Annotated in this window: 18 protein-coding genes and 1 pseudogene; 10 read left to right on the top strand and 9 right to left on the bottom strand. The window is 69.0% G+C overall.

Annotation, left to right across the window (positions count from 1 at the left end; translation table 11 throughout):
- Positions 1 to 21: 21 nt before the first annotated feature.
- The 3 genes from AQ610_RS04310 to AQ610_RS04300 form a co-directional block, all read right to left on the bottom strand.
- A complete protein-coding gene (locus AQ610_RS04310) occupies positions 22 to 1,857 on the bottom strand; it encodes a S10 family peptidase (RefSeq protein WP_006025474.1) in 1,836 nt (611 codons plus the stop codon).
- A gap of 602 nt (positions 1,858 to 2,459) precedes the next feature.
- Positions 2,460 to 4,559 (bottom strand): D-(-)-3-hydroxybutyrate oligomer hydrolase, encoded by a 2,100-nt coding sequence (locus AQ610_RS04305; protein ID WP_043282319.1) that lies wholly within the window; start codon positions 4,557 to 4,559, stop codon positions 2,460 to 2,462.
- Between the two features lie 119 nt (positions 4,560 to 4,678).
- A complete protein-coding gene (locus tag AQ610_RS04300) occupies positions 4,679 to 5,047 on the bottom strand; it encodes a BON domain-containing protein (protein ID WP_009913409.1) in 369 nt (122 codons plus the stop codon).
- Between the two features lie 345 nt (positions 5,048 to 5,392).
- On the opposite strand from AQ610_RS04300, the gene AQ610_RS04295 reads away from it, so the two are divergent.
- The 3 genes from AQ610_RS04295 (at position 5,393) to AQ610_RS04285 (ending at position 8,577) form a co-directional block, all read left to right on the top strand.
- A complete protein-coding gene (locus tag AQ610_RS04295; RefSeq protein ID WP_006025471.1) occupies positions 5,393 to 6,820 on the top strand; it encodes a TAXI family TRAP transporter solute-binding subunit in 1,428 nt (475 codons plus the stop codon).
- 97 nt (positions 6,821 to 6,917) lie between these two features.
- Positions 6,918 to 7,556 carry a 2-hydroxychromene-2-carboxylate isomerase gene (locus AQ610_RS04290; RefSeq protein WP_006025470.1) on the top strand — a complete coding sequence of 213 codons (639 nt, stop codon included), beginning with the start codon at positions 6,918 to 6,920 and terminating at the stop codon, positions 7,554 to 7,556.
- A 73-nt stretch (positions 7,557 to 7,629) separates the two neighbouring features.
- A complete protein-coding gene (locus AQ610_RS04285) occupies positions 7,630 to 8,577 on the top strand; it encodes a LysR family transcriptional regulator (RefSeq protein WP_006025469.1) in 948 nt (315 codons plus the stop codon).
- A gap of 106 nt (positions 8,578 to 8,683) precedes the next feature.
- Here the strand turns inward: AQ610_RS04285 and AQ610_RS04280 are convergent, their stop codons facing one another.
- The 4 genes from AQ610_RS04280 to xdhA form a co-directional block, all read right to left on the bottom strand.
- The gene (locus AQ610_RS04280; protein WP_006025468.1) at positions 8,684 to 9,088 is read right to left on the bottom strand and encodes a nuclear transport factor 2 family protein; all 405 of its coding nucleotides are present in this window, start codon (positions 9,086 to 9,088) and stop codon (positions 8,684 to 8,686) included.
- Between the two features lie 121 nt (positions 9,089 to 9,209).
- Complete coding sequence (locus tag AQ610_RS04275) at positions 9,210 to 9,992, bottom strand: substrate-binding domain-containing protein (protein WP_006025467.1); 783 nt, start codon at positions 9,990 to 9,992, stop codon at positions 9,210 to 9,212.
- 87 nt (positions 9,993 to 10,079) lie between these two features.
- Positions 10,080 to 12,503, bottom strand: a complete 2,424-nt coding sequence (gene xdhB, locus AQ610_RS04270) for a xanthine dehydrogenase molybdopterin binding subunit (protein WP_006025466.1) — start codon at positions 12,501 to 12,503, stop codon at positions 10,080 to 10,082.
- 30 nt (positions 12,504 to 12,533) lie between these two features.
- A complete protein-coding gene (gene xdhA / locus AQ610_RS04265) occupies positions 12,534 to 14,051 on the bottom strand; it encodes a xanthine dehydrogenase small subunit (protein WP_006025465.1) in 1,518 nt (505 codons plus the stop codon).
- Here xdhA and AQ610_RS38320 point away from each other — a divergent pair.
- Both AQ610_RS38320 and AQ610_RS04260 read left to right on the top strand, forming a co-directional pair.
- Positions 14,025 to 14,271, top strand: a pseudogene (locus AQ610_RS38320) (hypothetical protein). The gene xdhA and the pseudogene AQ610_RS38320 sit on opposite strands and share 27 nt — an antisense overlap.
- Before the next feature lie 86 nt (positions 14,272 to 14,357).
- On the top strand, positions 14,358 to 15,572 hold the full coding sequence (locus tag AQ610_RS04260; RefSeq protein ID WP_006025464.1) for an MFS transporter: 1,215 nt from the start codon (positions 14,358 to 14,360) through the stop codon (positions 15,570 to 15,572).
- Between the two features lie 118 nt (positions 15,573 to 15,690).
- On the opposite strand, the gene AQ610_RS04255 is transcribed toward AQ610_RS04260, so the two are convergent.
- Positions 15,691 to 16,581, bottom strand: coding sequence for a DMT family transporter (locus tag AQ610_RS04255; RefSeq protein WP_006025463.1), 891 nt, complete (start codon positions 16,579 to 16,581; stop codon positions 15,691 to 15,693).
- Positions 16,582 to 16,732: 151 nt separating this feature from the next.
- Here AQ610_RS04255 and AQ610_RS04250 point away from each other — a divergent pair, with 151 nt between their 5' ends.
- Entirely contained in the window at positions 16,733 to 17,680 is a 948-nt protein-coding gene (locus AQ610_RS04250; RefSeq protein ID WP_043282459.1) for a helix-turn-helix domain-containing protein, read from the top strand.
- A 24-nt stretch (positions 17,681 to 17,704) separates the two neighbouring features.
- Here the strand turns inward: AQ610_RS04250 and AQ610_RS04245 are convergent, their stop codons facing one another.
- Entirely contained in the window at positions 17,705 to 18,919 is a 1,215-nt protein-coding gene (locus AQ610_RS04245; RefSeq protein ID WP_006025461.1) for a pyridoxal-phosphate-dependent aminotransferase family protein, read from the bottom strand.
- An 807-nt stretch (positions 18,920 to 19,726) separates the two neighbouring features.
- Between AQ610_RS04245 and AQ610_RS04240 the strand changes: the two genes are divergently transcribed.
- The 4 genes from AQ610_RS04240 to AQ610_RS04225 all read left to right on the top strand — a co-directional run bounded on the left by AQ610_RS04240 (position 19,727) and on the right by AQ610_RS04225 (position 23,858).
- The gene (locus AQ610_RS04240; RefSeq protein ID WP_006025460.1) at positions 19,727 to 20,707 is read left to right on the top strand and encodes a LysR family transcriptional regulator; all 981 of its coding nucleotides are present in this window, start codon (positions 19,727 to 19,729) and stop codon (positions 20,705 to 20,707) included.
- Positions 20,708 to 20,753: 46 nt separating this feature from the next.
- Positions 20,754 to 21,758, top strand: coding sequence for a 2-hydroxyacid dehydrogenase (locus tag AQ610_RS04235; protein ID WP_006025459.1), 1,005 nt, complete (start codon positions 20,754 to 20,756; stop codon positions 21,756 to 21,758).
- Positions 21,759 to 21,913: 155 nt separating this feature from the next.
- Entirely contained in the window at positions 21,914 to 22,573 is a 660-nt protein-coding gene (bluB, locus tag AQ610_RS04230) for a 5,6-dimethylbenzimidazole synthase (RefSeq protein ID WP_006025458.1), read from the top strand.
- Positions 22,574 to 22,688: 115 nt separating this feature from the next.
- Positions 22,689 to 23,858, top strand: a complete 1,170-nt coding sequence (locus AQ610_RS04225) for an MFS transporter (protein ID WP_006025457.1) — start codon at positions 22,689 to 22,691, stop codon at positions 23,856 to 23,858.
- Positions 23,859 to 23,906 lie beyond the last annotated feature (48 nt).

Here is a 23,906-nt window from a genome sequence, read left to right as displayed (position 1 = left end):
CCGAAAACGGCTAGCCTCGCATCACTGCTCTTGCTCTTGCTGTTGCTTCTGCTGCTTCAACTGCAGCGCCTTCTGCTGACGCAGCAGCACGCGTTGCAGCGCCTTGCGGTCCGTGAGGATGCCGTCGTAGAACGTCGCGAGATCCGCCTTCATCGCGATCCGCGAGTGATCGTTCAGATAGATCATGTGACCCGACGGATAGTATTTCATCGTCAGGTTCGCCGACTTGATCGCCGGATCGAGCGGCATCTGCGCGAGCGTGAGCTCGGTCTGGTGGAACGGCGTCACCGCGTCGAAATAGCCGTTCGCCGACAGCACCTTCAGGTCCGGGTTCAGGCTCATCGTCGCGGCGAGATCGCCCGCCGTATACAGCGTGTTGCCGCCGCCGCGGTTCGCGCCCGTCGGGTCCGTGTGGCTGAAGTCCCAGTTGTTGAACACCTGGTCGTTCAGATCGACGAACGACGATGTCGACACGTACTTCAGGTCGTTGTTGATGTAGTCGTTCCACAGCACCGTGTACGCGCCGCCGACGTTGCTGATCGACGGATCGTTGCTGCCCGAGTTCGGCAGGATGTACGGCGCGATGCCCTTGCCCGTGTAGTTCGCGCGTCCGTCGTACTGGCCGATCTGGATGCCCGGCACGAGCGTCAGGAAGAACGTGTACGGCGGGTTGTCGTCGGACGAAGGCACGTTGCCGAGCGCGGCCGGATTGCCGAACGTCTGGATCAGCGAGACCGGATCGGTGCCGATGTACGCGCCCATCTGCTGCGCGGCCGCGAGGTTCAGGTTCAGCCGCACGTTGACGAAGCCGCCGTCCTGCGGATTCGGCGCCTGCGCGAGCGGCGTGAGCACGTTGTCCGCGTAGTTGCGCGCCTGCGCCATGTACGCGTCCAGATCGGCCGGTTTCGGGCTGACGGTCGTCTTGTTCCAGTAGAACGCATCGGCCGCGAGCGTCGGGAAGATGCCGATCGCGCTCACCGCGTTCGAGTAGTCGAGGATCGACGACTGCAGCGTGATCCCGTTCAGCTCGATGCCGTCCTCATGCAGCACCCACGACGTCACCGCGCTGCGCGCCGTGCCATACGATTCGCCGAACAGGAATTTCGGCGAGTTCCAGCGCGCGTACTTCGTCAGGTAGCGCTGGATGAAGCGGTCGATCGAGTGCGCGTCCTGGTCGACGCCCCAGAAGTCCTTGTTCTTCGCCGGTGCGATCGCGGCCGAGTAGCCGGTGCCGACCGGGTTGATGAACACGAGGTCCGAGCGGTCGAGCAGGCTCTCGGGGTTGTCGCGCAACCGGTACGGCGCGGGCGGCGTGAAGTTCGGGAACGACGACTGCAGACGCTTCGGCCCGAACGAGCCGAGCAGCAGGTACACCGACGACGAGCCCGGGCCGCCGTTGTAGAAGAACGTGACGGGGCGCGGCTTGCCCGGATTCGGATTGTCAAGCGTGTACGCGACGTAGAACATCTTCGCGTTCGGCTTCGACGTGATCGGATCGATCGTCACGAGGTGGCCGGCCGTCGCCGTGTAGGTGAGGATCTGGTCGCCGATCTTCACCTGCCGGTGCACGACCGCCGTGCCTTCCGTCGCGTCGGTGACTGAATCGTTCGGTCCGGTGCCGTAGACGTCGTTGTCGATATACGGCTGATCCGGCGGCAGCGCGGCGTTGGTCGTCGCGTTCGCCGACGTGTTCGTGTTCGCGACGTTCGCTGCCGCGAGCGACGGGCTGGCGCCGCCGCCGTCATCGCCGCCGCATGCGGCGACGAGCAGCGCGGCCAGCGCGGCAGCGGCGACCGGCCGTGCCACCCTGAACAATCCGAGCGCGAAACCGTCTTTCAAGGACTTCTGTATCTTCATTATTGCCCTCTCGAATAGAACGATAAATTCCGCCGATTGAAACGGATGATTTCATCGACGCGCTTCGCCAGGAATGCGACCGTTATGCGACGCGCACCCCGAGCATTTTCTCCATGCGCGGCATCAGCGCACGGAATTATTTACCCGCCCGTATTTCCGGCTCGACGCACTGGAATCAATTCCAGAATAAAATCGGCAAGCGCAATACCGATCGTGCGGGACGCCCCCTGCGTTCCGAGTAGACAAGCCCGCCCCTGCGCGCAGCGCGGGCGGCCGCGCACATTGTTTCCAGAAAAATAATCTCCCCTTCGATTTTCAATTAATCGAATAACGGAAATTCAGTTCGATTTTTCGAAGACCAAAAAATGTTTTCGAAAGTATTATTTAATAAAACTGAAATGCATGAGTCGCCTGTAATTTTTAAAAATGCGATCAAATACCGGCGCATATTAGAAGCGCCCGCCCGCAACGTAAAGTAAGAATTTGTTACAGCGGAACCGGCGAATCGCGCCGATGCGGCGGATGCTCGCCGGCCAATGAAAAACGGCCGGCCGCACGTGCGTGCAGGCCGGCCGTCGCGGCCAGCGAGTGTGCGCGGCGCGTCAGAGCGGCACGTCGATCACGCCCGCGTTCACGATGATCGCGTTCGCGCCCGGCGACTGGACGATCGGCGGCAGATTCGCCGTCGACAGCGCGGGCGCGGCGCCCGGCACGCCGCCGCGCGGCACCGTGCGAATCACCTGCGACGGCGGCAGCGGCGCGCCGTTCTTCAGGTGATTCCACATCAGGTTGAGCGCCTGCTCGTCGTAATAGTGAACCGGCACGAAGCGCGTGTCGAAGCCGGGCACCGCCAGGAACGCGTCGAAGTGCTGGCCGTTCGTCACTTCGTAGAACGCAAGCTGGCTCGCGCTGCCCTCGGTCGCGCTGTTTTGCGCGACATACGCGCGCGACGCGTGATTGACGGGCACGAGCGCGTCGCTGCGGCCATGCACGATGATAGCCGGCTTGTGCTGCAGATTCGCGGCCACACGCACCGCATCGACGTTCGCGCCGATGCCGAGCTGGCTCGCGGTCCATAGCTGGCGCAGGCAAAACGCGCCCGCGAAGCTCGCGTCCGGCGTCGCGAGCCGGTGGTCGACGCCGCCCGACGCGCCGTTGAACACGAGATTGATCCCGTTCGTCGGCGGCACGCCGTTGCCCGCGCCGAACAGGCTCGTCATCGGCGACGCGACGGGCGGGGCAACGGCGCCCGTCGCCGGGTTCGTCGTCGCGAAGCTGAAGTTGCAGAGGTTATCGGTGACGCGCGAGCGCGTGTAAGCGTTCGCATACGTAACCGCGATCGCCGGAATCGCCTGCGAATCCCACATCGGCGCCTGAAGCAGGTCGGAGTCCGCGAGGTAGCCGGCCGCATGCAGTTGCGCGAGCGCGTCGCTCGCCTGGGTCGCCGTATCGGCGCCCGACACGAGCCCGGCCGCCGCGAGCGTCGCGCAGCGCTGCGTGCGGATCGCCTGCGTGACGCCGACGGGCAGCGCGCTGAGGTAAGGCGCGCCCGTCGCGGCGATGGCCGCCGCCGCGCACGGTTGCAGCAGGTTCGCGAGCGTCGCGTAATCGGCAAGCGGCCGGCCGAACGACGGCACTCTCGCGCCGCCCTGCTCGACCGTCACGCCGGGCGTAAGGCGCACGTTGATCTGCGGCTCGCCGACGACGACCGCGGTGATCCAGCCGCGCGTGTCCTGCTCGGCCGCCGCGAGCGCCGACCCGCCGCCGTTGCTGACCGATGCGGCGATCGTCGTGATATCGCCCGGCCGATAGCGGATGCCGTGCTGCGTGATGTCGACGACGGGGCCGAACTGCTCGTTCAGCGCCCAGTACGCGAACTCGACCGCCTGCAGCGTCACGCGCCCCCAGTCCTGCTCGGGATTCTGCTGCGAATGCGCGTGCTTGTATGCGTAGCGGTTCGGAAACGCGCTGTTGAACGCGGCGAGCATGTTGCTCGACTCGCTCGCGGTGAAGAGGCTCGCGCTGCCCGCGCTCGACGCGTTCGCAAGCGTGCCGTCGATCAGCGTGACGAGCCCCGTGCCGATCTCGTGCGCGCCGTTGCCGCCGCCCTTGTCGTTGTACGCAACCGCGCAGCCCCGCTTCAGGCCCCACTCGCCCGCCGCGGCGATCGCGCCGTAGACGCCGCGCGAGCCTGACGCCGTCGCCGTCACGATGCACGGATTCGCCGGATCGAAGCTCGCCGGCACCTGCACGAGCAGCGTGACGTTCTTGCGGCCGCTGCCGTCGTCGGAGTACGCGAGATATTCGGTGCCGGGAATCTTGCCTTCGCCGAGCGTGTCGTTGCCCGCGAGGTCGACGTTCGGCCCCCAGAAGCGCCCGTAGCCGCCGTTCGGCGTGATGTCGACGAGCGCCCGGTAGTTCGAGTAGATCGCAAGGCGCCGCAGCTCCGCCGCGCTCGGTTGCGCCGGATTCGCGAAGCCCGGCCGCGTATCGCTGCCGAGGCCCGTCTTGCCGAGCCCCGCCGTCAGCAGATCATCGCTCGCGCCGTCGTAGGTCGTCTTGCGCACGCTGCCCGAAACGAAGCCGGGCAGCGCGTTCACCTGCGCGTTGTCGTCGCTGTGGCACGCGCCGAGCAGCACGCCGCCGAGAAGCGCGAGCGCCAGCATCGGCGCGCGCCTCGATCCGCCCCTGATCGTCGTCATTGTTGCCCCCAGTCTGCCTGATTGGGTCGAATCGCCCGCTCGCCGGGCGGCGCGCGCCGCGCCCAGGCACGGCCGGCGCGCGCGGCGGGCGGCGTCGCTGCGCCGCCCGCGCCTCGCCGTCACTGCGGCTGCACGGACAGCTTGTTGTCGACCGACACGACGCCCGCGACGCCCTTCGCCGCCTCGACCGCCTTGTCGATCTGCGACGCGTCCGGCACCGAGCCCTCGAGCGTCACGATTCCGCCTTTCGTGCGTACCGTGATGTTCGACACATTCACGCCGTTCGCCTTCGAGATCGCCTTGCGCACCGCGTAGCCGAGCTTGCGGTTCGACTTGCGCGCGGTCTTCGCGGCGGCCTTCGACGCGTTCTGCGCGGCGGCGGGCGCGCTCGCCTCGGGCGCGGCGTCGCTCCCCTGAGCGAGTGCGTTGCCGCATGCGAGCGCCGCGACGATCATGCCTGCGACAGCCTTCGATACGATCGGTTTCATGCGTTCTCCTGGTTCTGGTTGTTTCGACGGGAACCGCGACAGCAGGCGATGCTCGGTCATGAACGGACCGCGATGCGGCGTCGCGCGACGCCGCACGACGGCTGCGCGAGATGTTGCGGGAAAAGCGCCGGCCCGGAACCGGGCCGCGTCGCGCCGGGCGTGGCCGCGCAAAAAGGGCGTCCGCGCGGCCGCGTTCGATAGCTGAACGCGAACGCGCGGCGCGCCCTGCACAATGTAATCCACAGTGCGCATGCGCGCCAAGTTCTCGTGCTGCGGCGCGGCGCTGCCGCAGCGGCGCCGAACTCGGGTACCATCGCCGCGAACAGATCGCCTGCCGTCAGCCTCATGAAGCCAGAACCCACCCGCCGCCACCGGCCGCATCGCATCGTCGCCCGCTTCGTCGCGGTGTCGTGGCGCGATCTCGCGATGTCGATCGGGCCGACCGTCGTGCTGTCGATCGCCGCGATCTGGCTCGCGATCGCGCTGATCCAGCCCGCGCCGCCGACGTCGCTCACGATCTCCGCGGGCCCGCCCGGCAGCACGAACTGGCGCGCGGCGCAGCGCTACAAGCAGATCCTCGCGAAGAACGGCGTGATGCTCGACGTGCTCGAATCCGAGGGCTCGGCCGAAAATCTCGCGCGGCTGTCGGACCCGGCGCGCAAGGTCGACGTCGGCTTCGTGCAGAGCGGCATCGAGCAGAAGGAAAAGCACGAGGATCTCGTGTCGCTCGGCAGCGTCGGCTACGTGCCGCTCGCGATCCTCTATCGCGGGCCCGTGATCGAGCGGCTGTCGCAGTTCAAGGGCAAGCGGCTCGCGCTCGGGGCCGAGGGCGCGGGCGCGCACGAGCTCGGCCTCGCGCTCCTGAAGATGAACGGCATCGCGCCGGGCGGCCCGACCGCGCTGCTGCCGCTGTCCGGCGAGGACGCCGCGCGCGCGCTGACGGAAGGCCGCATCGACGCGGCGTTCCTGTCCGGCGACTCGACGCAGATTCCCGTGATGGCGAAGCTGTTCCGCGCGCCCGGCGTGCATTTCTATTCGTTTGCGCAGGCCGAGGCGTACACGCGGCGCTTCCCGTACCTCACCGACATCACGCTGCCGATGGGCGTCTACGATCCGGGCACGAACCTGCCGCCGTCGGACATCCACACGCTGTCGCCGACCGTCGAGCTGATCGCGCGCGACACGCTGCATCCCGCGCTGTCGGACCTGCTCATCGAGGCCGCGCGCGAAGTGCACGGCCGCGCGACGATCCTGCAGCGCGCGGGCGAATTTCCATCGCCCGTCACGCACAGCAGCTTCCTGTTGTCCGACGACGCCGCGCGCTACTACAAGTCGGGCAAGACGTTCCTGTACCGGAAGCTGCCGTTCTGGGTGGCGAGCCTCGTCGACCGGCTGCTCTTCATCGTCGTGCCGCTCATCGTCGTGCTGATTCCGGGGCTGCGGCTCGTGCCGGCGCTGTACGGCTGGCGCGTGCGCTCGCGGATCTACCGGTGGTACGGCGCGCTCATCGCGCTCGAGCGCAGCGCGCTCGGCGAGCACACCGCGCAAGAGCGCATCGTGCTGCTCGACAAGCTCGACGACGTCGAGGAATCGGTCAACCGGATGAAGATGCCGCTTGCGTACGCCGGCCAGTTCTACGTGCTGCGCGAGCACATCGGCTTCGTCCGCGAGCGGCTGCTCGCGCGCGAGCACGAGACGCCGCAGCCCGCCGCGGCCGCGCCGAAAGCCGCCGACGCGCCGCCCGCCGGCACGCGAGCGTCGGGCGACGCTTGAGCCGAAAATCCGTCGCGACGGCTGCATTTGCCCACGCCGCCGCGTAACATTCAACAAAGAGGCCGCGCGTTGCGTCCTATTCCTCAGGAGACTCTCCATGACCGTCGGCCTCGACGCCTCCCAGCCGATATGGTTCTACGACTTCCTGTCGCCGTTCTCGTATCTGCTGCTGGAGCAACACGACAAATGGCCCGGCATCGCGTTCGCGCTCACGCCGGTGGCACTCGCCGAACTGCATCGCCACTGGGGCCAGCGCCCCGCGTCCGGCGTGCCCGCGAAGCGCGTCTTCATCTACCGGCACGCGCTCTTTCGCGCCGAGCAGCTCGGCATCCCGTTCAGGATGCCGCCCGCGCATCCGTTCGATTCGACGCGCGCGCTGCTGCTCGCGATCGCGCTCGATTCGGACGTCCAGGCGATCCGCGAGATCTTCCGCTTCATCTGGCGCGAGGGGCGCGATCCGTCCACGCCCGACAACTTCGCCGAGCTGTGCGGCCGCGTCGGCATCGCGCACGACGACGACCGGCTCACGTCGGACGAAACGCGCGCGCAACTGCGCCGCAACACCGACGACGCGATCTCCCTCGGCGTATTCGGCGTGCCGACGTTCTGGCTGAACCGCCAACTGTTCTGGGGCGAGGACGCGCTGCCGATGCTGCTCTATTGCGCGCGCACGCCGAGCTGGCTCGAATCGAGTGAAGTCAGGCGCATCAGCACGCTGCCGTCCGGGCTCGCATGACGCTGTCCGCCTCGCCGCCCCGCGCTCGCGCGACGCGCGGCGAGCGCGCCTGATGTTGCCTTCCCCGCCACCGATGCGACCGGATCAGGAGCGCGCCGCGTCGCTCGACATCTGGCTCGTGCGCGTGCTGCGCACGCTGCTCGTCGAGCGCAGCGTGACGCAGGCCGCGCTGCGCCTGAACCAGACCCAGCCCGCGATCAGCGCCGCGCTGCGCAAGCTGCGCGACGCGCTCGGCGACCCGCTCCTCGTGCGCGGCAAGACGGGCATGGTGCCGACCGAGTACGGCGCGTCGCTTCTCGACGCGGCCGAGCGCGCGCTGCGCGACGTCGACTTCGTCTCGACGCCGCACGGCCCGTTCGATCCCGATACCGCGCGCCGCACGTTCCGGATCGCCGCGCCCGACTATCTGAACGACTTCTTCATGCCGACGCTCGTCGCGCGCTTTCGCGCGGCCGCGCCGCACGCGCGCATCGAGATCGATTCGCTGAATCCGTCGCTCGATCACGCGGCCGCGCTCGATTCGGGCGCGCTCGATCTCGTGATCGGCAACTGGCCGAAGCCCGATCCGCGCTTCGTGCGCACCGACCTGTTCTCGGACACCGTTGTCTGCCTGATGCGGCACGACCATCCGCTCGCGCGCGCGCCGCTCACGCGCGACGCGTATGCGAACGCCGTGCATCTCGCGCCCGCGCCGTACATCGGCGCGCGGCACAACGCGATCGAGCTCGGCCTCGCGCGGGCAGGCATCGCGCGGCGCGTTGCCGCGACGCTGCCGTACTTCGGGCTCGTACCGCAGGTGCTGCTGCAATCGGATCTGATCTTCACGACGACGCGCCGCTTCGCGCTCCATTACGCGCAACTGCTGCCGCTCGTCGTCGTCGCACCGCCCGTGCCGTTTCCGCGCATCCGGTGCTATCAGCTCCGGCACCCGGCGCCCGATCGGCCGACCGACGTCGACTGGCTGGGCGCGCTGATGGCCGATGTGTCGGCGGAATTGACGGCGCGGGGGAAGCGGCGGTAGCTGCCGGTGGTCGGCGTGATGGCCGATGCGATCAGCATCGAGCCGTCGCTGGCTGCGCCGCGCGCCGCCCGTTCGCCGATGCACGCATCGCCGAATCGCGAACGGCTCACTTCGCGCAGAACGTTTCCTGCAGATGCGTCCAGCACACCGCGCCCGTGCGCGGGTCGCGCTCGAACACGGCGGTCGAGCGGCGCGTCGGCAGCTCGCCTGTCGCGTCGGACTGGAACTCGCAGTAGCTGACGACGCCGCGCGCCGCGTCCGCGACGAGCGCGCGCATCTCCGAAAAAGTGATCCTCAAGCCGGGCTTGCGGCCGGCGAGCCGCGCGAACAGCGCGCGCGTGGCCGCGTGATCGTAGACGTCGCCGTCGGTGCCGACCATCGTGAAAGACGGCGCGAAGCGCGCCATCAGCGCGTCGAGCGCCCCGGGCCCGGACACGTCGCCCGAGAGCCAGCCGCCGATCGCGTCGCAGCCGGCGACGACTTCGTCGAAATATGGTTGATGTGCTTGCATGGGTCTGCCTCGTTGACGCGAGCGGCGTGTGGCGCGTGTGGCGCGCGAGATGACGAGTGTACCGGCTCCCGCGGCGCATGGTCGGCGCAATGCGCGGCGTCGCCCCCGGTGGCGCAACGAATCAGCGCGCCGGCACCGGGTCGAGGCCCGTCTTGCGCACGTCGTCGGCCGACGCGGGGGACGCCAGATAGTCGAGCAGCGCGCGCGCCTCGCGCGGATGTTTCGCACCGACAGGAATCCCGCCCGCGAAGCGCGTCACCGATTGCAGCGACTCCGGGATCTTGCCGACGAACGTCACGCCCCGCACCGGCAGCAGTTCGCTCACCTGCTGGAAGCCGAGCGCATAGGCGCCGTCGGCGACCTTCGACGCAACCGGAATGCGCGGCACCATCGTCGCCTTCGGCCTGACCTCGGCCTCGACGCCGAGCCGCCTGAAGAGCTCGTTCTGGACGTAGACGCCGCTCGCGCTGTCCGAGTACGCAACCGACTTCGCCTGCAGCAGCGCGGCCTTCAGCGCGCCGAGCGTGCCGATGTCGGGCACGGGCTCGCCCGCGCGCACGACCGCGCCGATCCGCGAATCCGCGAGCTCGACGCGCGAGCCCGGATCGACCTTGCCTTCGCTGATCAGCTTGTCGAGCGCATAGCCGACCATGATCACGACGTCGGCCGGCTCGCCGCGCGCGAGCCGGTTCGGGATCGCCTCCGGCGTCGCGCCCATCGACGGGCCGTACGCGATGTCGAGCGTATTGCCCGTCGCCGCCTCGAACTTCGGCGCGAGCAACTTGTACGCGGCCGTGAAGCCGCCGGAATTCATCACGTGCAGCTCGGCCGCGTGCGCTTGCGCGAGCGCGGCGGCCGCGGCCAGCAGCGCGGCGCCGATGGGCTTCGTCAGGGGATGTCTCATCGTTTTCGTCGTCGTCGGTGTCGATCGGTGTCGGGGAGAAAGCGACGATCATCTTCGCGGAAACCGGTTCCGCTGAAAAGCGCAGGTTTATACGGATCGGTTCAATTCGCTTCGCAGCGTCTCTGCGTTGCGCATTCGCGCGTCGCGGCAATCGTCGCATCGCGCGGCGCGCACCGCCTGCACCGCGCGCAGGATCGACTCGCCCGTCGCGGGCGCGGCGAGCGGCGGATTGATCGCGTAATCGCCGAGCGCCGCAATCGCGTCGCGGATCGCGAAGAACACCGAGAACGGCAGCAGCAACGGCGGCTCGCCGACCGCCTTCGAGCGGTGAATGCTGTCCTCCCCGTTGCGGTTGTCGAACAGCTTCACGCGGAAGTCCGGCGGACAGTCGTTGACGGTCGGGATCTTGTATGTCGACGGCGCGTGCGTCATCAGCTTGCCGCCGTCGTTCCACCACAGCTCCTCGGTCGTGAGCCACCCCATCCCCTGGATGAACGCGCCCTCCACCTGCCCGATGTCGAGCGCCGGATTCAGCGACGCGCCGACGTCGTGCAGCACGTCCGCGCGCAGCACGCGCATCTCGCCCGTCAGCGTGTCGACGACGACTTCCGACACCGCCGCGCCGTACGCGTAATAGAAGAACGGCCGCCCGCGCAGCGCCGCCTGATCCCAGTGCAGCTTCGGCGTCGCATAGAAGCCGTCCGACCAGAGCTGCACGCGCGCGCGATACGCATGCGCGACGAGCTCCTCGAACGGCACCGCCGTCTCGCCGACGCGCACCTCGTCGTGCGCGAAGCGCACGTCGGCCGCGCACGCGTTGCCGCCGCCGACATGCTCGGCCGCGAACGCGGCGAGCCGCTCGCGCAACTGGCGCGCGGCGTCCTGCGCGGCCTTGCCGTTCAGGTCGGAGCCTGTCGACGCCGCGGTCGCCGACGTGTTCGCGACCTTGCTCGTATCGGTCGCCGTCACGCGAATCCGCGCGAAGCCGACGCCCAGCTCGTGCGCGACGACCTGCGCGACCTTCGTGTTGAGCCCCTGGCCCATCTCGGTGCCGCCGTGGTTCACGAGGATCGAGCCGTCGGTGTAGATGTGGACGAGCGCGCCCGCCTGGTTGAAATGCGTGACGTTGAACGCGATGCCGAACTTCACCGGCGTGAGGGCGATGCCCTTCTTCAGCACCGGGCTCGCCGCGTTGAACGCGCGCGTCGCCGCGCGGCGCGCGCGATACGCGCTCGTCGCCTCGATCTCGGCGATCAGCTCGGGCAGTACGTTGTCCTCGATCGTCTGCCCGTACGGCGTCACGTTGCGCTCGGTCTTGCCGTACAGGTTCGCGCGGCGCACGTCGAGCGGATCGCGGCCGAGCGCGCGCGCGACGCTGTCGACGATGTACTCGATCGCGAACGCGCCCTGCGGGCCGCCGAAGCCGCGAAACGCGGTGTTCGACTGCGTGTTCGTCTTCCCGCAGCGCCCGACGATCGACACGTCGGGCAGCCAGTACGCGTTGTCGAAGTGGCACACGGCGCGCGTCATCACGGGCCCCGACAGATCGGCGGAGAAGCCGCAGCGCGACGTCATGTCGACCGAGACGCCCTCGATCACGCCCGCGTCGTCGTAGCCGACGTCGTAGCGGTAATGGAAGTCGTGCCGCTTGCCGGTGATCATCATGTCGTCGTCGCGATCGGGGCGCAGCTTCACCGGGCGCTGCAGCTTCCAGGCGGCGAGCGCGGCGCAGCACGCGAACAGGCCCGATTGCGATTCCTTGCCGCCGAAGCCGCCGCCCATGCGCCGGCATTCGACGAGCACGTCGTGCGACGCGAGGCCCAGCACGTGCGCGACGAGATGCTGCATCTCGCTCGGATGCTGCGTCGAGCTGTACACGTGCATCGCGCCGTCTTCCTTCGGCACCGCATACGCGATCTGCCCTTCGAGATAGAACTGCTCCTGGCCGCCCAACGTGAGTTCGCCCGCGTCGCGATGCGCGGCGCGCGCGATCCGTGCGGGCGCGTCGCCGCGCGCGAGCTTCATCGGCGGCAGCACGTACGAGTCGGCCGCGCGCGCGGCCTGCGCGGTCAGGATCGCCGGCAGCTCGTCGTATTCGATCTGCGCGAGACGCGCGGCGCGGCGCGCGGCATCGTGCGACGCCGCGACGACGACGAACATCGGCTGCCCGACGTACTGGACGACGCCGTCGGCGAGCACCGGATCGTCGTGGACGATCGGCCCGCAATCGTTCGCGCCCGGAATGTCGGCCGCGGTCAGCACCGCGACGACGCCCGCCGCCGCACGCACCGCGTCGAGCCGCATCGACACGATCCTCGCATGCGGCTTCGCGGACAGGCCGAGCGCCGCGTGCAGCGTGCCCGCGACGAGCGGGATGTCGTCGGTGTAGGTCGCGCGCCCGCTCACGTGCAGATGCGCGGATTCGTGCGGCCGCGACACGTGGACCTGCTTGAACGCGTCGCGCCCGGCGTCGGCGGTGAAGCTCAGGAAAGGTTCGGCTTGCTGATTCATGATGCGATGGCTCCGCTTGGCGTCGATCGGTCAGGAGGCGGCCGGCTCGGCGGCGACTTCGCGCACGTTCACGGCCGACGCGGGCAGCGGATCGTGCGGGCGGGTCTCCAGCCAGAAGCGGTACAGCAGGTTCTTCGCGGTCTCGAGCCGATACGCGCTCGTCGCGCGCATGTCGGTGAGCGGCGCGTAGTCGTCACCGAGCGCGCGCATCGCGGCGAGCGCGGCGGCCTCGTCCCATACGGCGTCGGCAAGCGCGGCTTCCGCGTGCGATGCGCGCTTCGGCGTCGCGGCCATGCCGCCGAACGCGATGCGCGGCGCGCGGATCGCGTCGCCGTCGGCGATGAACGCGAACGCCGCGCAGACGGCCGAGATGTCGGAATCGAAGCGCTTGGACAACTTGTACGTGCGAAAGCGCAGGTTCGCGCGCGCGCCGGTGCGCTTGGGCACCTTCAGCGCGACGACGAGCTCGTGCTCGGCCATGTCCTTCTTCTGATAGCCGACATACAGCGCCTCGAGCGGCAGCTCGCGCGTTGCGTCGCCGCCGCGCAGCACGACCCGCGCGCCGAGCGCGATCAGGCCCGGCATCGCATCGCCGATCGGCGAGCCGTTCGCGACGTTGCCGCCGATCGTCCCCGCGTTGCGGATCGGCAGCGACGCGAAGCGCTTCCACATCTCGGCGAGCTCCGGATAATGCGCGGCGAGCGCCGCATACGCGGCCTCGAGCGTCGCGGCCGCGCCGATCTCGATCCAGTCGTCGCGCTCGGCGATCCGGCGCAGCTCGGGCACCTGGCCGACATAGAGCACGTCGCCCAGATCGCGCAACTGTTTCGTCACCCACAGGCCGACGTCGGTGCTGCCCGCGAGCACGCGCGCGGCGGGCTTCTCGGCCTTCAGCCACGCGAGCGCGTCGAGCGTGCGCGGCGCGTCGAACGATCGGCCCGCGTGCTCGTAGTGGAACGTGCCCTCGCGGCGCAGCGCTTCCAGCGTGCGCGCGAGCGCGGCGACGTCGACGTGAACCTTCGGCGGCGGCGCGTCGAACATCCGCACCGCCGCGTCGACGATCGGCCGGTAGCCGGTGCAGCGGCACAGATTGCCGGTGAGCGCGTCGGCGATCTGAGCGCGCGACGGCGTCGTGCGATCGGCGCGCTGCGCGTCGTGCCCGTGCCGCGCGTAGAGCGCCCACATCGACATCGCGAAGCCCGGCGTGCAAAAGCCGCACTGCGAGCCGTGGCATTCGACGAGCGCGTCCTGCACCGGATGCAGCGCGCCGTCCGGCTGGCGCAGGTCCTCGACCGTGAAAAGCGCGCGGCCGTCGAGCGTCGGCAGGAACTGGATGCACGCGTTGACCGCCTTGAACTCGACGCCGCCCGCGTCGGCGAGCTCGCCGACGACGACCGTGCACGCGCCGCAATCGCCTTCCGCGCAGCCTTCCTTCGTGCCGGTGCAATGCGCGTCCTCGCGCAGATACTGGAGCACCGTGCGGGTCACGTCCGCGCCGCTGACTTCGCGGATCGCCCGGCGATGATAGAAACGAATCGGCTCACTCATGTTGCATCGTTCTCGCTGCGTCGTTCTCGAAAATGGGGACACGACCCGGCGCGGCGGCGGCGCGCGGCACCCGAGCGGTGCCCAAGCGGCGCGCGGACCGCCGCCGCGGCCGTCGTCGTCATATTTCGCACGCTATCACCGTCAAATTCCGGAACCCATAGCCGGCCGCGCATGCGGTTTATATCGCTGCGGCGATATGCCGCCTTGCACAGTGGTTTAACTAAGCGGTACCTGCAGGAAAACCGGTTCCATGTAAAAATTCGGCTTTCGCATCAACCGGATGCTCGCCTTCGTTCCGTCCCCGCAATGTCAGCCGATTCCGCCTCTTCCCCCCGCAGCGCGCTCGCGACGACGCTGCAGATCGTCTCCGTCGTCTCGTTCACGTTCGTCTGCTATCTGACGATCGGCCTGCCGCTCGCCGTGCTGCCGGGCTTCGTTCATGACGAACTCGGCTTTTCGGCGGTCGTCGCGGGCGCGGCGATCAGCGTGCAGTATTTCGCGACGCTCGCGTCTCGGCCGCTCGCCGGCCGCTACGCGGATACGCTCGGCCCGAAGCGCACCGTGCTGCGCGGGCTCGCCGCGAGCGGCGCGAGCGGCGCGCTCTTGCTCTGCGCATTCGCGTTCGCGCGCTGGCCGGCCGCGAGCATCGCGCTGCTCGTCGCGAGCCGGCTCGTGCTCGGCGTCGGCGAAAGCCTCGTCGGCACGGGCGCGATCCTGTGGGGGATCGGCCGCGTCGGCCCCGCGCACAACGCGCGCGTGATCTCGTGGAACGGCATCGCGACGTACGGCGCGCTCGCGATCGGCGCGCCCGTCGGCGTCGCGATCTCACATGCGCTGATTCCCGCGGTGCTCGGCGTGCTCGTGATCGCGCTCGCGGCGCTCGGCTACTGCCTCGCGCGGCGGATCGCGCCCGTGCCGCTCGTGCACGGCGAGCGGATGTCGTATGCAAGCGTGTTCACCCGCGTGCTGCCGCACGGCCTCGGCCTCGCGCTCGGCTCGGCCGGCTTCGGCTCGATCGCGACGTTCATCACGCTCTACTACGCGGCGCGGCACTGGCCGAATGCCGCGCTGTCGCTGACCGTGTTCGGCACGCTGTTCATCGGCGCGCGCCTGCTGTTCGCGAACACGATCAAGACGCACGGCGGGTTCCGCGTGGCGATCGTGTCGTTCGCCTTCGAATGCGCGGGCCTCTTGATGCTGTGGCTCGCGCCCGTGCCGCACGTCGCGCTCGTCGGCGCCGCGCTGACGGGCTTCGGCTTCGCGCTGATCTTTCCCGCGCTCGGCGTCGAGGCGGTCGCGCTCGTGCCACCCGCGAGCCGCGGCGCGGCGCTGTCCGCGTATTCGGTGTTTCTCGATCTGTCGCTCGGGATCACGGGGCCGCTCGCCGGCTACGTCGCGGGCGCGTTCGGCTATCCACAGGTGTTCCTGTGCGCGGCCGTCGCAGCGGCGGCGGGCGTCGCGCTGTCGACGGCACTGTATCAGCGGCAGGCGCGTCTGTCCGGCAGCGGCGCGCCCGCCTGAGCGGCCGGCCGGCGACGCCGCATCCGACGGCGGCCGCGCGCCGCGCCGGTTGCGGAACGAAACGGACGACGCACACGAAAAGGCCGCCCGCGCACGACGGCCCGCCGCGCCCCTCCGCTCAGGCGGTCCGCACGAAGAGCCGGCGCGTCAGATCGAACGCGACCAGATTGCCGGCAACGACGAGCATCAACCCGACGACCGCGACCGGCGACCACCGGTAGCCCTCGAACACGGTCGACACGGCGAGCGCGACGATCGGGAACAGCACCGTGCAATAAGCGGCGCGCTCTGGCCCGAGCCGGCCGACGAGGGTCAGGTATGCAGTGAACCCGATCACCGAGCCGGGCACCGCGAGATAGACGAGCGCGGCGAGATAGCGCGGGCTCGTATCGGGCGCGAGCGGCAGTCCGGCCGCGATGCTGCCGGCGGTCAGGATCGCCGCGCCGATCAGCATCGCCCATCCGTTGGTCGCGAGCGGATGCAGCCCCATCGCCTGCATCCGGCTCGACAGCAGATTGCCCGCCGAGAAGCACATCGTGCCCGCCAACGCGATTGCCAGGCCGATCCAGGTCGCGCGATCGTCGACGTGCCCCGCCATCTGCTGCCAGAACAGGCACCCGATGCCGGTCAGTCCGAGCAGCGCGCCCGCGATCGCGGACTGCCGCAGCGGCCGCCCCATGAACAGCCGCCCGTTGATCGAGTTCAGGAGCGGCGCGGTCGAGAACACCACCGCGACGAGGCCGCTCGGCACGACCTGCTCCGCGTAGTAGAAGCACAGGAAATTGTGGCAGAAGAGCGCGACGCCCTGCGCGACGAGAAAGCGCCATGCTTCGCGCGGCGGCCGGATCGGCCTGCGCATCGCGCGCAGCAGCACGAACATCGCCGCGGCCGCGAGCCAGAAGCGCCACGCGATCGACACGGGCGGCGGCACGCCGCCCAACTGCCATTTGATCGCGATCCAAGTGGTGCCCCAGATCAGCACGGTGACGACGTAAAGCGACAGATTCATGGCGAAAGCGAAAGCGGTGCGAAGACGAACACGACGACGAGAGGAGGACTCCGACTATGCCGCCTCGCTTCGGGCGCCGATTGTCTGGAATTGCGGTCTTTTGCCGGCGGCCGGGCTGCGCCCGCGCGTGCGCGCTTATACTCGCTCCATCATGCACGCGCCCTCCTCGCCTCCGCTCGACGCCCGCCTGTCCGTGCCCGTCGCCGATTTCGTCGGCGACGAGGTGCCGTTCGGCCTGCAATCCGTCTGCCGGACGCTCGCCGAGGAGAACGCGAGGCTCGAGCGCTTCGCGTGGCTCGGCGATCACCTCGCGATCGCCGAGTGGACGCGCGTCACAGACGAAAGCGAGACGGTGTACGCGCAGCCCGGGCATCACACGCTGTCGTGCTACCTGGACGGCGGCTACCGCACCGAGCGGCAGAAGATCGCGCGCTACGGCGCGCCGAGCCTGCTGTGCGCGCTGCCGGGCGACCACGAATCGCGCTGGTGGGTGCGCGGCCAGATGCACTTCGTCCACCTGTACTTCCTGCCCGAGCACTTCGCGCAGCGCGCGGTGCGCGAGCTCGACCGCGAGCCGCGCGAGCTGACGCTCGCCGATCGCACGTATTTCGAGGATGCGCGCGTCGCCGCGCTATGCCGCTCGCTCGCGCTCGAGCGCTGGGACGACGCCGACGGCCGGCTGCGCGTGAACGAAACCGCGCACGAGGTGCTGAGCCTCCTGCTGCGCGGGCAGAGCATGACGAACGCCGACGCGCCGTTCAAGGGCGGGCTCGCGCCCGCCGTGCGCCGACGCGTGCGCGACTACATCGACACGTACCTGACGCAGCCGATGACGCTCGGCGAACTGGCCGGGCTCGCGTCGCTGTCCGAATACCATTTCTCGCGGATGTTCCGCGTGTCGTTCGGCCGCGCGCCGCATGCGTGGATCGCCGAGCAGCGCCTCGCCCGCGCGCGCACGCTGCTGCGCACGACGTCGCTGCCGCTCGCGCAGGTCGCCGCGCAGTGCGGCTACGCGAACGCCGCCCATCTCAGCCATCGCTTTCGCGACACGCATGGCGCGACGCCCGGCGAGTACCGCCGCGCGATGCAGGCCACGTAGGCGGTCCGGGCAACGCGCGTCGCGTCACGCGGCGCGCCCCGACAGCGCCTGCTCAAGCGCCGCGACGCCCGACGGCAGATCGACGTCCACCTTCAGGTCGACCATCGTGCGGCCGAACGCGTGCAGCGTGCGGAACAGATTGTGCTCGCGGCACTGCTCGCCCATCTGGCCGATCCGCACGATCGGCAGGCCGAACGAGCCCGAGATCTCGACCTGATACTGCTTCGAGATGTGACCGCAGATGAGCCCCGGCGTGAGCCCTTCCGGCGCCGCGATGCCGACGACCGAGTTCAGCCGGCACGATTCGGGGGCATAGAGCTCGAGCCCCATTCCGGTGATCCCCGCCTGCAGCGCGAGCGAGCAGCGCAGATGCCGCGCGTAGCGGTTCTCGAGCGTCTCCGCGCAGACGAGCCGCAGCGCCTCGTGCAGCGCGAGCACGCCGGACACGGGCGCCGTGTAGTGATAGCCGGCGTTGTGCCAGAAGTTCTCGGCGAGCGCCATGTCGAGGCACCAGTGCGTGTTCGGCTCCGGGCGGCTCTTCATCCGCTCCCACGCGGCGTCGGAGAACGCGATCAGCGACACGCCCGGAATCGACGACAGCCCCTTCTGCCCGCCCGTGATCACCGCGTCGATGCCCCACGCGTCCATGTCGAGAGGCATCGTCGACAGCGTGCAGACCGCGTCGACGACGACGAGCGCGCCCGCCGCCTTCGCGATCGCCGCGATCTCCTTCAGATGGCGGTTCCACACGGTGTTCGACGTCTCGCCGTGGACGATCGTGACGATCTCGGGGCGCTCGCGCGCGATCGCGCCGGCGACTTCGTCGAGGCTCGCGACCGAGCGGTCGGGCACGTCGATCGTCGCGACGCTCGCGCCGACGCGCGTCGCCATCTCGGCCATCCGCGCGCTGAAGAAGCCGTTCTTGATCGACAGCACCTTCGTGCCGGGCCACGCGAGATTCGAGACGGCCATCTCCATCGCGGCGGAGCCCGGCCCCGCGACGCCCAGCACCCACTTCGTGCGCGTCTGGAACACGTAGCGGGCCATTTCCTTCACCTGCTCGATGATCTTCGCCATCGTCGCGCCCAGGTGGTTGATCACGATCGTGTTCGCCTTCGCGACCGCGGCGGGGATCGGCACCGGGCCGGCGCCCATCATGAGGAGCGGTTCTTCGGGCAGGATCGCGTCGAGCGGGACGACGACGGGACAGGGAATCGGCGAATGATCGGTCGTGGACATGGGCTGGCGGAGGACAACGGGTTGGAAAAAGCGGTGATCGATCGATCATTCCGCGAACCGATGCAATGCGCAAGTGTTTTGATCGACGCGCGCTTCGGATGCTTGCGCGGCGTCGGGTCGCGCTGGCCGGGCCACCCTGCGACATATCGGGGGTTGACGTCCGCCGCGCGCATCCCGGCACATGCCGACGCCGCACTCTTTCTCGCGCCTCGCACCGGAAAATTCCGGCCCGCCCCGCCCGAATAGGCCAAACCGGCATCAAATCGACTCCCCGTTAAATCGAAAAATCATTTTTTGCAAGCCGAGTCGTCAAGCTTTCCGTAAAAGCTTGCATTAACCATTCTGTGCGGCGCAGCAAACTATTTGTTCCGCGCAGGAAAAGAACCGTACACCTCATTGCAATTCGCACACAAAAATCCTCAAAAAAATACGCGAACGGCATCCTGCGCGCGGCGCGCCGCACTCCGAACCAGCGGAGTCCCGAAATGGAAACGGTCCCGCGCCGGCGCACCGCCCGGCCCGCCTTGCCGGGATTAAAACCGGCCCAATCGCCGAATATCGCGCGCGCGAATCGCGGAATCGGTTCACGCCCCATAAATAGGGGATCGCCGGGGCCGGCGGCCGATTTATTACATTCGGGATGAAATAATTATTTAGTTGACTGATGCTGTCAGCTTATTGAACAATTTGCCCAGCCTTCGATGATTCGTTATTTAAGACAAGTCCTGTGCTGATCCGACAGCCGGCGGCTTGCCATGATCGAAGGTGAAAAACACAACATAATCATTTAATGGGCCAACGAAAGCTATGAACCAAATCCAGACCATGCGTGTTTTCGTATGTGTTGCCGAACTGCAGAGCTTCCGCCGGGCGGCGCGCAAGCTCGGCGTATCGAATGCGCTCGTCACGCGTTCGATCGCGATGCTCGAAACACATCTGAACACGCGTCTCATCCATCGCACGACACGCAACCTGTCGCTGACGGAAGCGGGCATCCGCTATCTCGACGGCTGCCGGGCGCTCCTCGAGGAGTTCGATCAACTCGAGGCGTCGGTCGAACGGGCGGTGCACGAGCCCGTCGGCACGCTGCGCGTCGCCGTGTCCGGGTTGCTGTCGCCCGGCCGGATCACCCCTCTCGTCGACAGCTACCGTCGCCAGTACCCGAAGGTGCGCGTGCAGTTGACGCTGACCGAGGGGCCGCTCGACGTGATCGAAGCCGGCTACGACGCGGGCCTCGTCACGGGCGGCCGCCTCGACGGCAATCCGGCGCTGATCGGCCATCCGCTGATGCCGAACACGCTCGCGCTCTGCGCGGCGCCTTCGTACATCGAGCGGCACGGCGCGCCGCACCGCCCCGACGATCTCGTGCGCCACGCGTGCATCGCGCTGCCGGCCGGCCAGCACTCGTCGACCTGGCGCTTCGTCGATCCGGACCACTTCACGCACGTCGTGTCGCTGCAGCCCGTCTACACGGTCAACAGCACGTCGATGGTGCGCGCGGCGACGCTCGCCGGCACCGGCATTTCGGTGCTGCCGGAAAGCTACATCGCCGATGCGCTCGAAAGCGGCGAGCTGGTGCGGATCCTCGGCGACTACCGGATCGACGATCCCGACACGCAGTTGTCGATCGTCTATCCGAACCGCCAGTTCCTGCCGGCGCGCACCCGCAGCTTCGTCGAGCACGCGCTGTATCACCTCGGCGGGCAGAAGACGGAGACGAACGGCCACTACTTCATGCGCGAAGCCGGCACGGCGAAACGCCCGGACGTCGTCGCAGGGCTCCAGTGACGCCCGACTGAAGTAAACTGATGCGCACCTTTACCGGAGGCAAAGCGTGCGCGTGATTCTTTTCAGCAGCCGGCAGTACGACCACGATTCGTTCGATGCCGCCAACCAGTCGTTCGGCTACCGGCTGCACTTCCAGCCTTCCCATCTCGACGCGGAGACGGCGATCCTCGCGCGCGGCTATGAAGTCGTGTGCCCGTTCGTCAACGACACGCTCGATGCCGCCGTGCTCGAAGCGCTCGCCGCGGGCGGCACGCGCGTCATCGCGCTGCGCTCGGCCGGCTTCAACCACGTCGATCTCGCGGCGGCCGCCCGGCTCGGGCTCGTCGTCGTGCGCGTGCCCGCCTACTCGCCGCATGCGGTCGCCGAGCACGCGGTCGCGCTAATCCTCGCGCTCAACCGCCGCCTGCCGCGCGCCGTCGCGCGCACCCGCGAAGGCGACTTCTCGCTCAACGGGCTGCTCGGCTTCGATCTCTTCGGCAAGACGGTCGGCGTGATCGGCACGGGGCTCATCGGCAGCGTGTTCGCGCGGATCATGGCGGGCTTCGGGATGCGCGTGCTCGCGCATTCGCTGCCGCCGCACGACGACGCGCTGCTCGCGCTCGGCGTGCGCTACGTGCCGCTCGACGCGCTGCTCGCCGAATCGGACATCGTGAGCCTGCACTGCCCGCTGATGCCCGCGACCCATCACATGATCGGCGCCGATGCGCTCGCGCGGATGAAGCCGGGCGCGATGCTGATCAACACGAGCCGCGGCGGCCTCGTCGACAAGCAGGCGCTGATCGACGCGCTGAAGACGGGCCAGCTCGGCCATCTCGGGCTCGACGTCTACGAGGAGGAAAGCGGGCTCTTCTTCGAGGACCACTCCGACCGCCCGCTGCAGGACGACGTGCTCGCGCGGCTGCTCACGTTCCCGAACGTGATCGTCACGTCGCACCAGGCGTTCTTCACGCGCGAGGCGCTCGCGGAGATCGCGCACACGACGCTGGCGAACATCCGCGCATGGCAGGACGGCGCGCCGCGGAACGTCGTCGACGCCGGGCGGCAGGGCTGACGGCGCGGCGGGCGAAGGCGGACGCGGCGCGGCGCGCCGCGCGCCTCGACATGAACGACGCCGCGCCGCCACGAATCGGCTGAACCCTGATTGGCGCGCCGCGCGACTCTGCTATCGTTGCGGCGATTCGCCTTCACCCGCCTTGCCAGTCCACCATGCGTTTCGACGAACCCGCGATCGCCGCCGTCTACCGCGCGATCTTCGAACGGCGCGACATGCGCCATTTCACGTCCGCCCCGGTCGATTCCGCCGTGCTCGCGCGCCTGCTGCGCGCCGCGCACCACGCGCCGAGCGTCGGCTTCATGCAGCCGTGGCGCTTCATCCGCGTGACCGAGCCGGCGCTTCGCGAGCAGATCCACGCGCTCGTCGACGCCGAGCGCCGCGCGACCGCCGACGCGCTCGGCGAGCGGCACGACGAATTCATGCGGCTGAAGGTGGAAGGCGTGCGCGAATGCGGCGAACTGCTCGTCGTCGCGCTCGCCGACGGGCGCGAGCGGCACGTGTTCGGCCGCCGCACGCTGCCGGAAATGGATCTCGCGTCGGCCGCGTGCGCGATCCAGAACATGTGGCTCGCCGCGCGCGCCGAAGGGCTCGGGATGGGCTGGGTATCGCTCTTCGACGTCGACGCGCTGCGCCGGCTGCTCACGATGCCCGACGGCGCCAAGCCGATCGCCGTGCTGTGCCTCGGCCACGTCGACGCGTTCTACGCCAAGCCGATGCTCGAGGAGGAGCGCTGGGCCACGCGGATGCCGCTCGAAGCGTGCCTGTACGAAAACGGCTGGGACGTCGCGCCGACGCCTGCGCGCAACACCTGATCAGGCCCCAAACACCGGGGTTTTCCCTGAGATAAAATCGCGGCTGTTCCGCCCGCTTCCATCGGCGCGCCGCATCCCGCGGCGCCGGACGCGGCGGTCCTCCCGCGAGTCGTCCATGCCGCTGCCTCTCTTCGCCCTTGCCGTTGCCGCGTTTGGCATCGGTACCACCGAGTTCGTCATCATGGGACTCCTGCCGAACGTCGCGCGCGACCTCGGCGTGTCGATTCCGGCGGCGGGCATGCTCGTGTCCGGCTATGCGCTCGGCGTGACGATCGGCGCGCCGATCCTCGCCGTCGTCACCGCGAAGATGCCGCGCAAGGCGGCGCTCCTCGCGCTCATCGGCGTGTTCATCGTCGGCAATCTGTTTTGCGCGATCGCGCCCGGCTACGCGACGCTGATGGTCGCGCGCGTCGTCACCGCGTTCTGCCACGGCGCGTTCTTCGGCATCGGCTCGGTGGTCGCGAGCAGCCTCGTCGCGCCGAACAAGCGCGCACAGGCGATCGCGCTGATGTTCACGGGCCTGACGCTCGCGAACGTGCTCGGCGTGCCGCTCGGCACCGCGCTCGGCCAGGCGTTCGGCTGGCGCGCGACGTTCTGGGCCGTCACCGGCATCGGCGCGCTCGCGGCGGCGGCGCTCGCCTTTTGCGTGCCGAAGCGCCTCGAGATGCCCGCGGCCGGCATCGCGCGCGAGTTCAGCGTATTGCGCAATCCGCAGGTGCTGATGGTGCTCGGCATCAGCGTGCTCGCGTCGGCGAGCCTCTTCACCGTGTTCACGTACATCACGCCGATCCTCGAGGACGTGACGGGCTTCACGCCGCACGAGGTCACGCTCGTGCTGCTGCTGTTCGGCCTCGGCCTGACGGTCGGCGGCACCGTCGGCGGCAAGCTCGCCGACTGGCGGCGGATGCCGTCGCTCGTCGCGACGCTCGCGTCGATCGGCGTCGTGCTCGCCGCGTTCGCGGGCACGATGCGCGCGCCGCTGCCCGCGCTCGCGACGATCTTCGTGTGGGGCGTGCTCGCGTTCGCGATCGTGCCGCCGCTGCAGATCCTGATCGTCGATCGCGCGAGCCACGCGCCGAATCTCGCATCGACGCTCAACCAGGGCGCGTTCAACCTCGGCAACGCGCTCGGCGCGTGGCTCGGCGGCACCGCGATCCATGCGGGCGTGCCGCTCGCGAAACTGCCGTGGGCGGGCGCCGCGCTCGCGATGGCGGCGCTCGCGCTCACGCTGTGGTCCGCGTCGCTCGAGCGGCGCGCGGTTCCGGGGCCGGCCGAATGCGCGTGACATGCGTCGCGCGCCGGCTTGAATCGCTCGGAATGGCGCGACGCCAGG

The organism is Burkholderia humptydooensis (genome assembly GCF_001513745.1).
Classification (GTDB): Bacteria; Pseudomonadota; Gammaproteobacteria; order Burkholderiales; family Burkholderiaceae; genus Burkholderia; species Burkholderia humptydooensis.
Note: the sequence above shows the minus strand (reverse complement) of the source record. Positions and strands in the feature narration are given on the sequence as shown.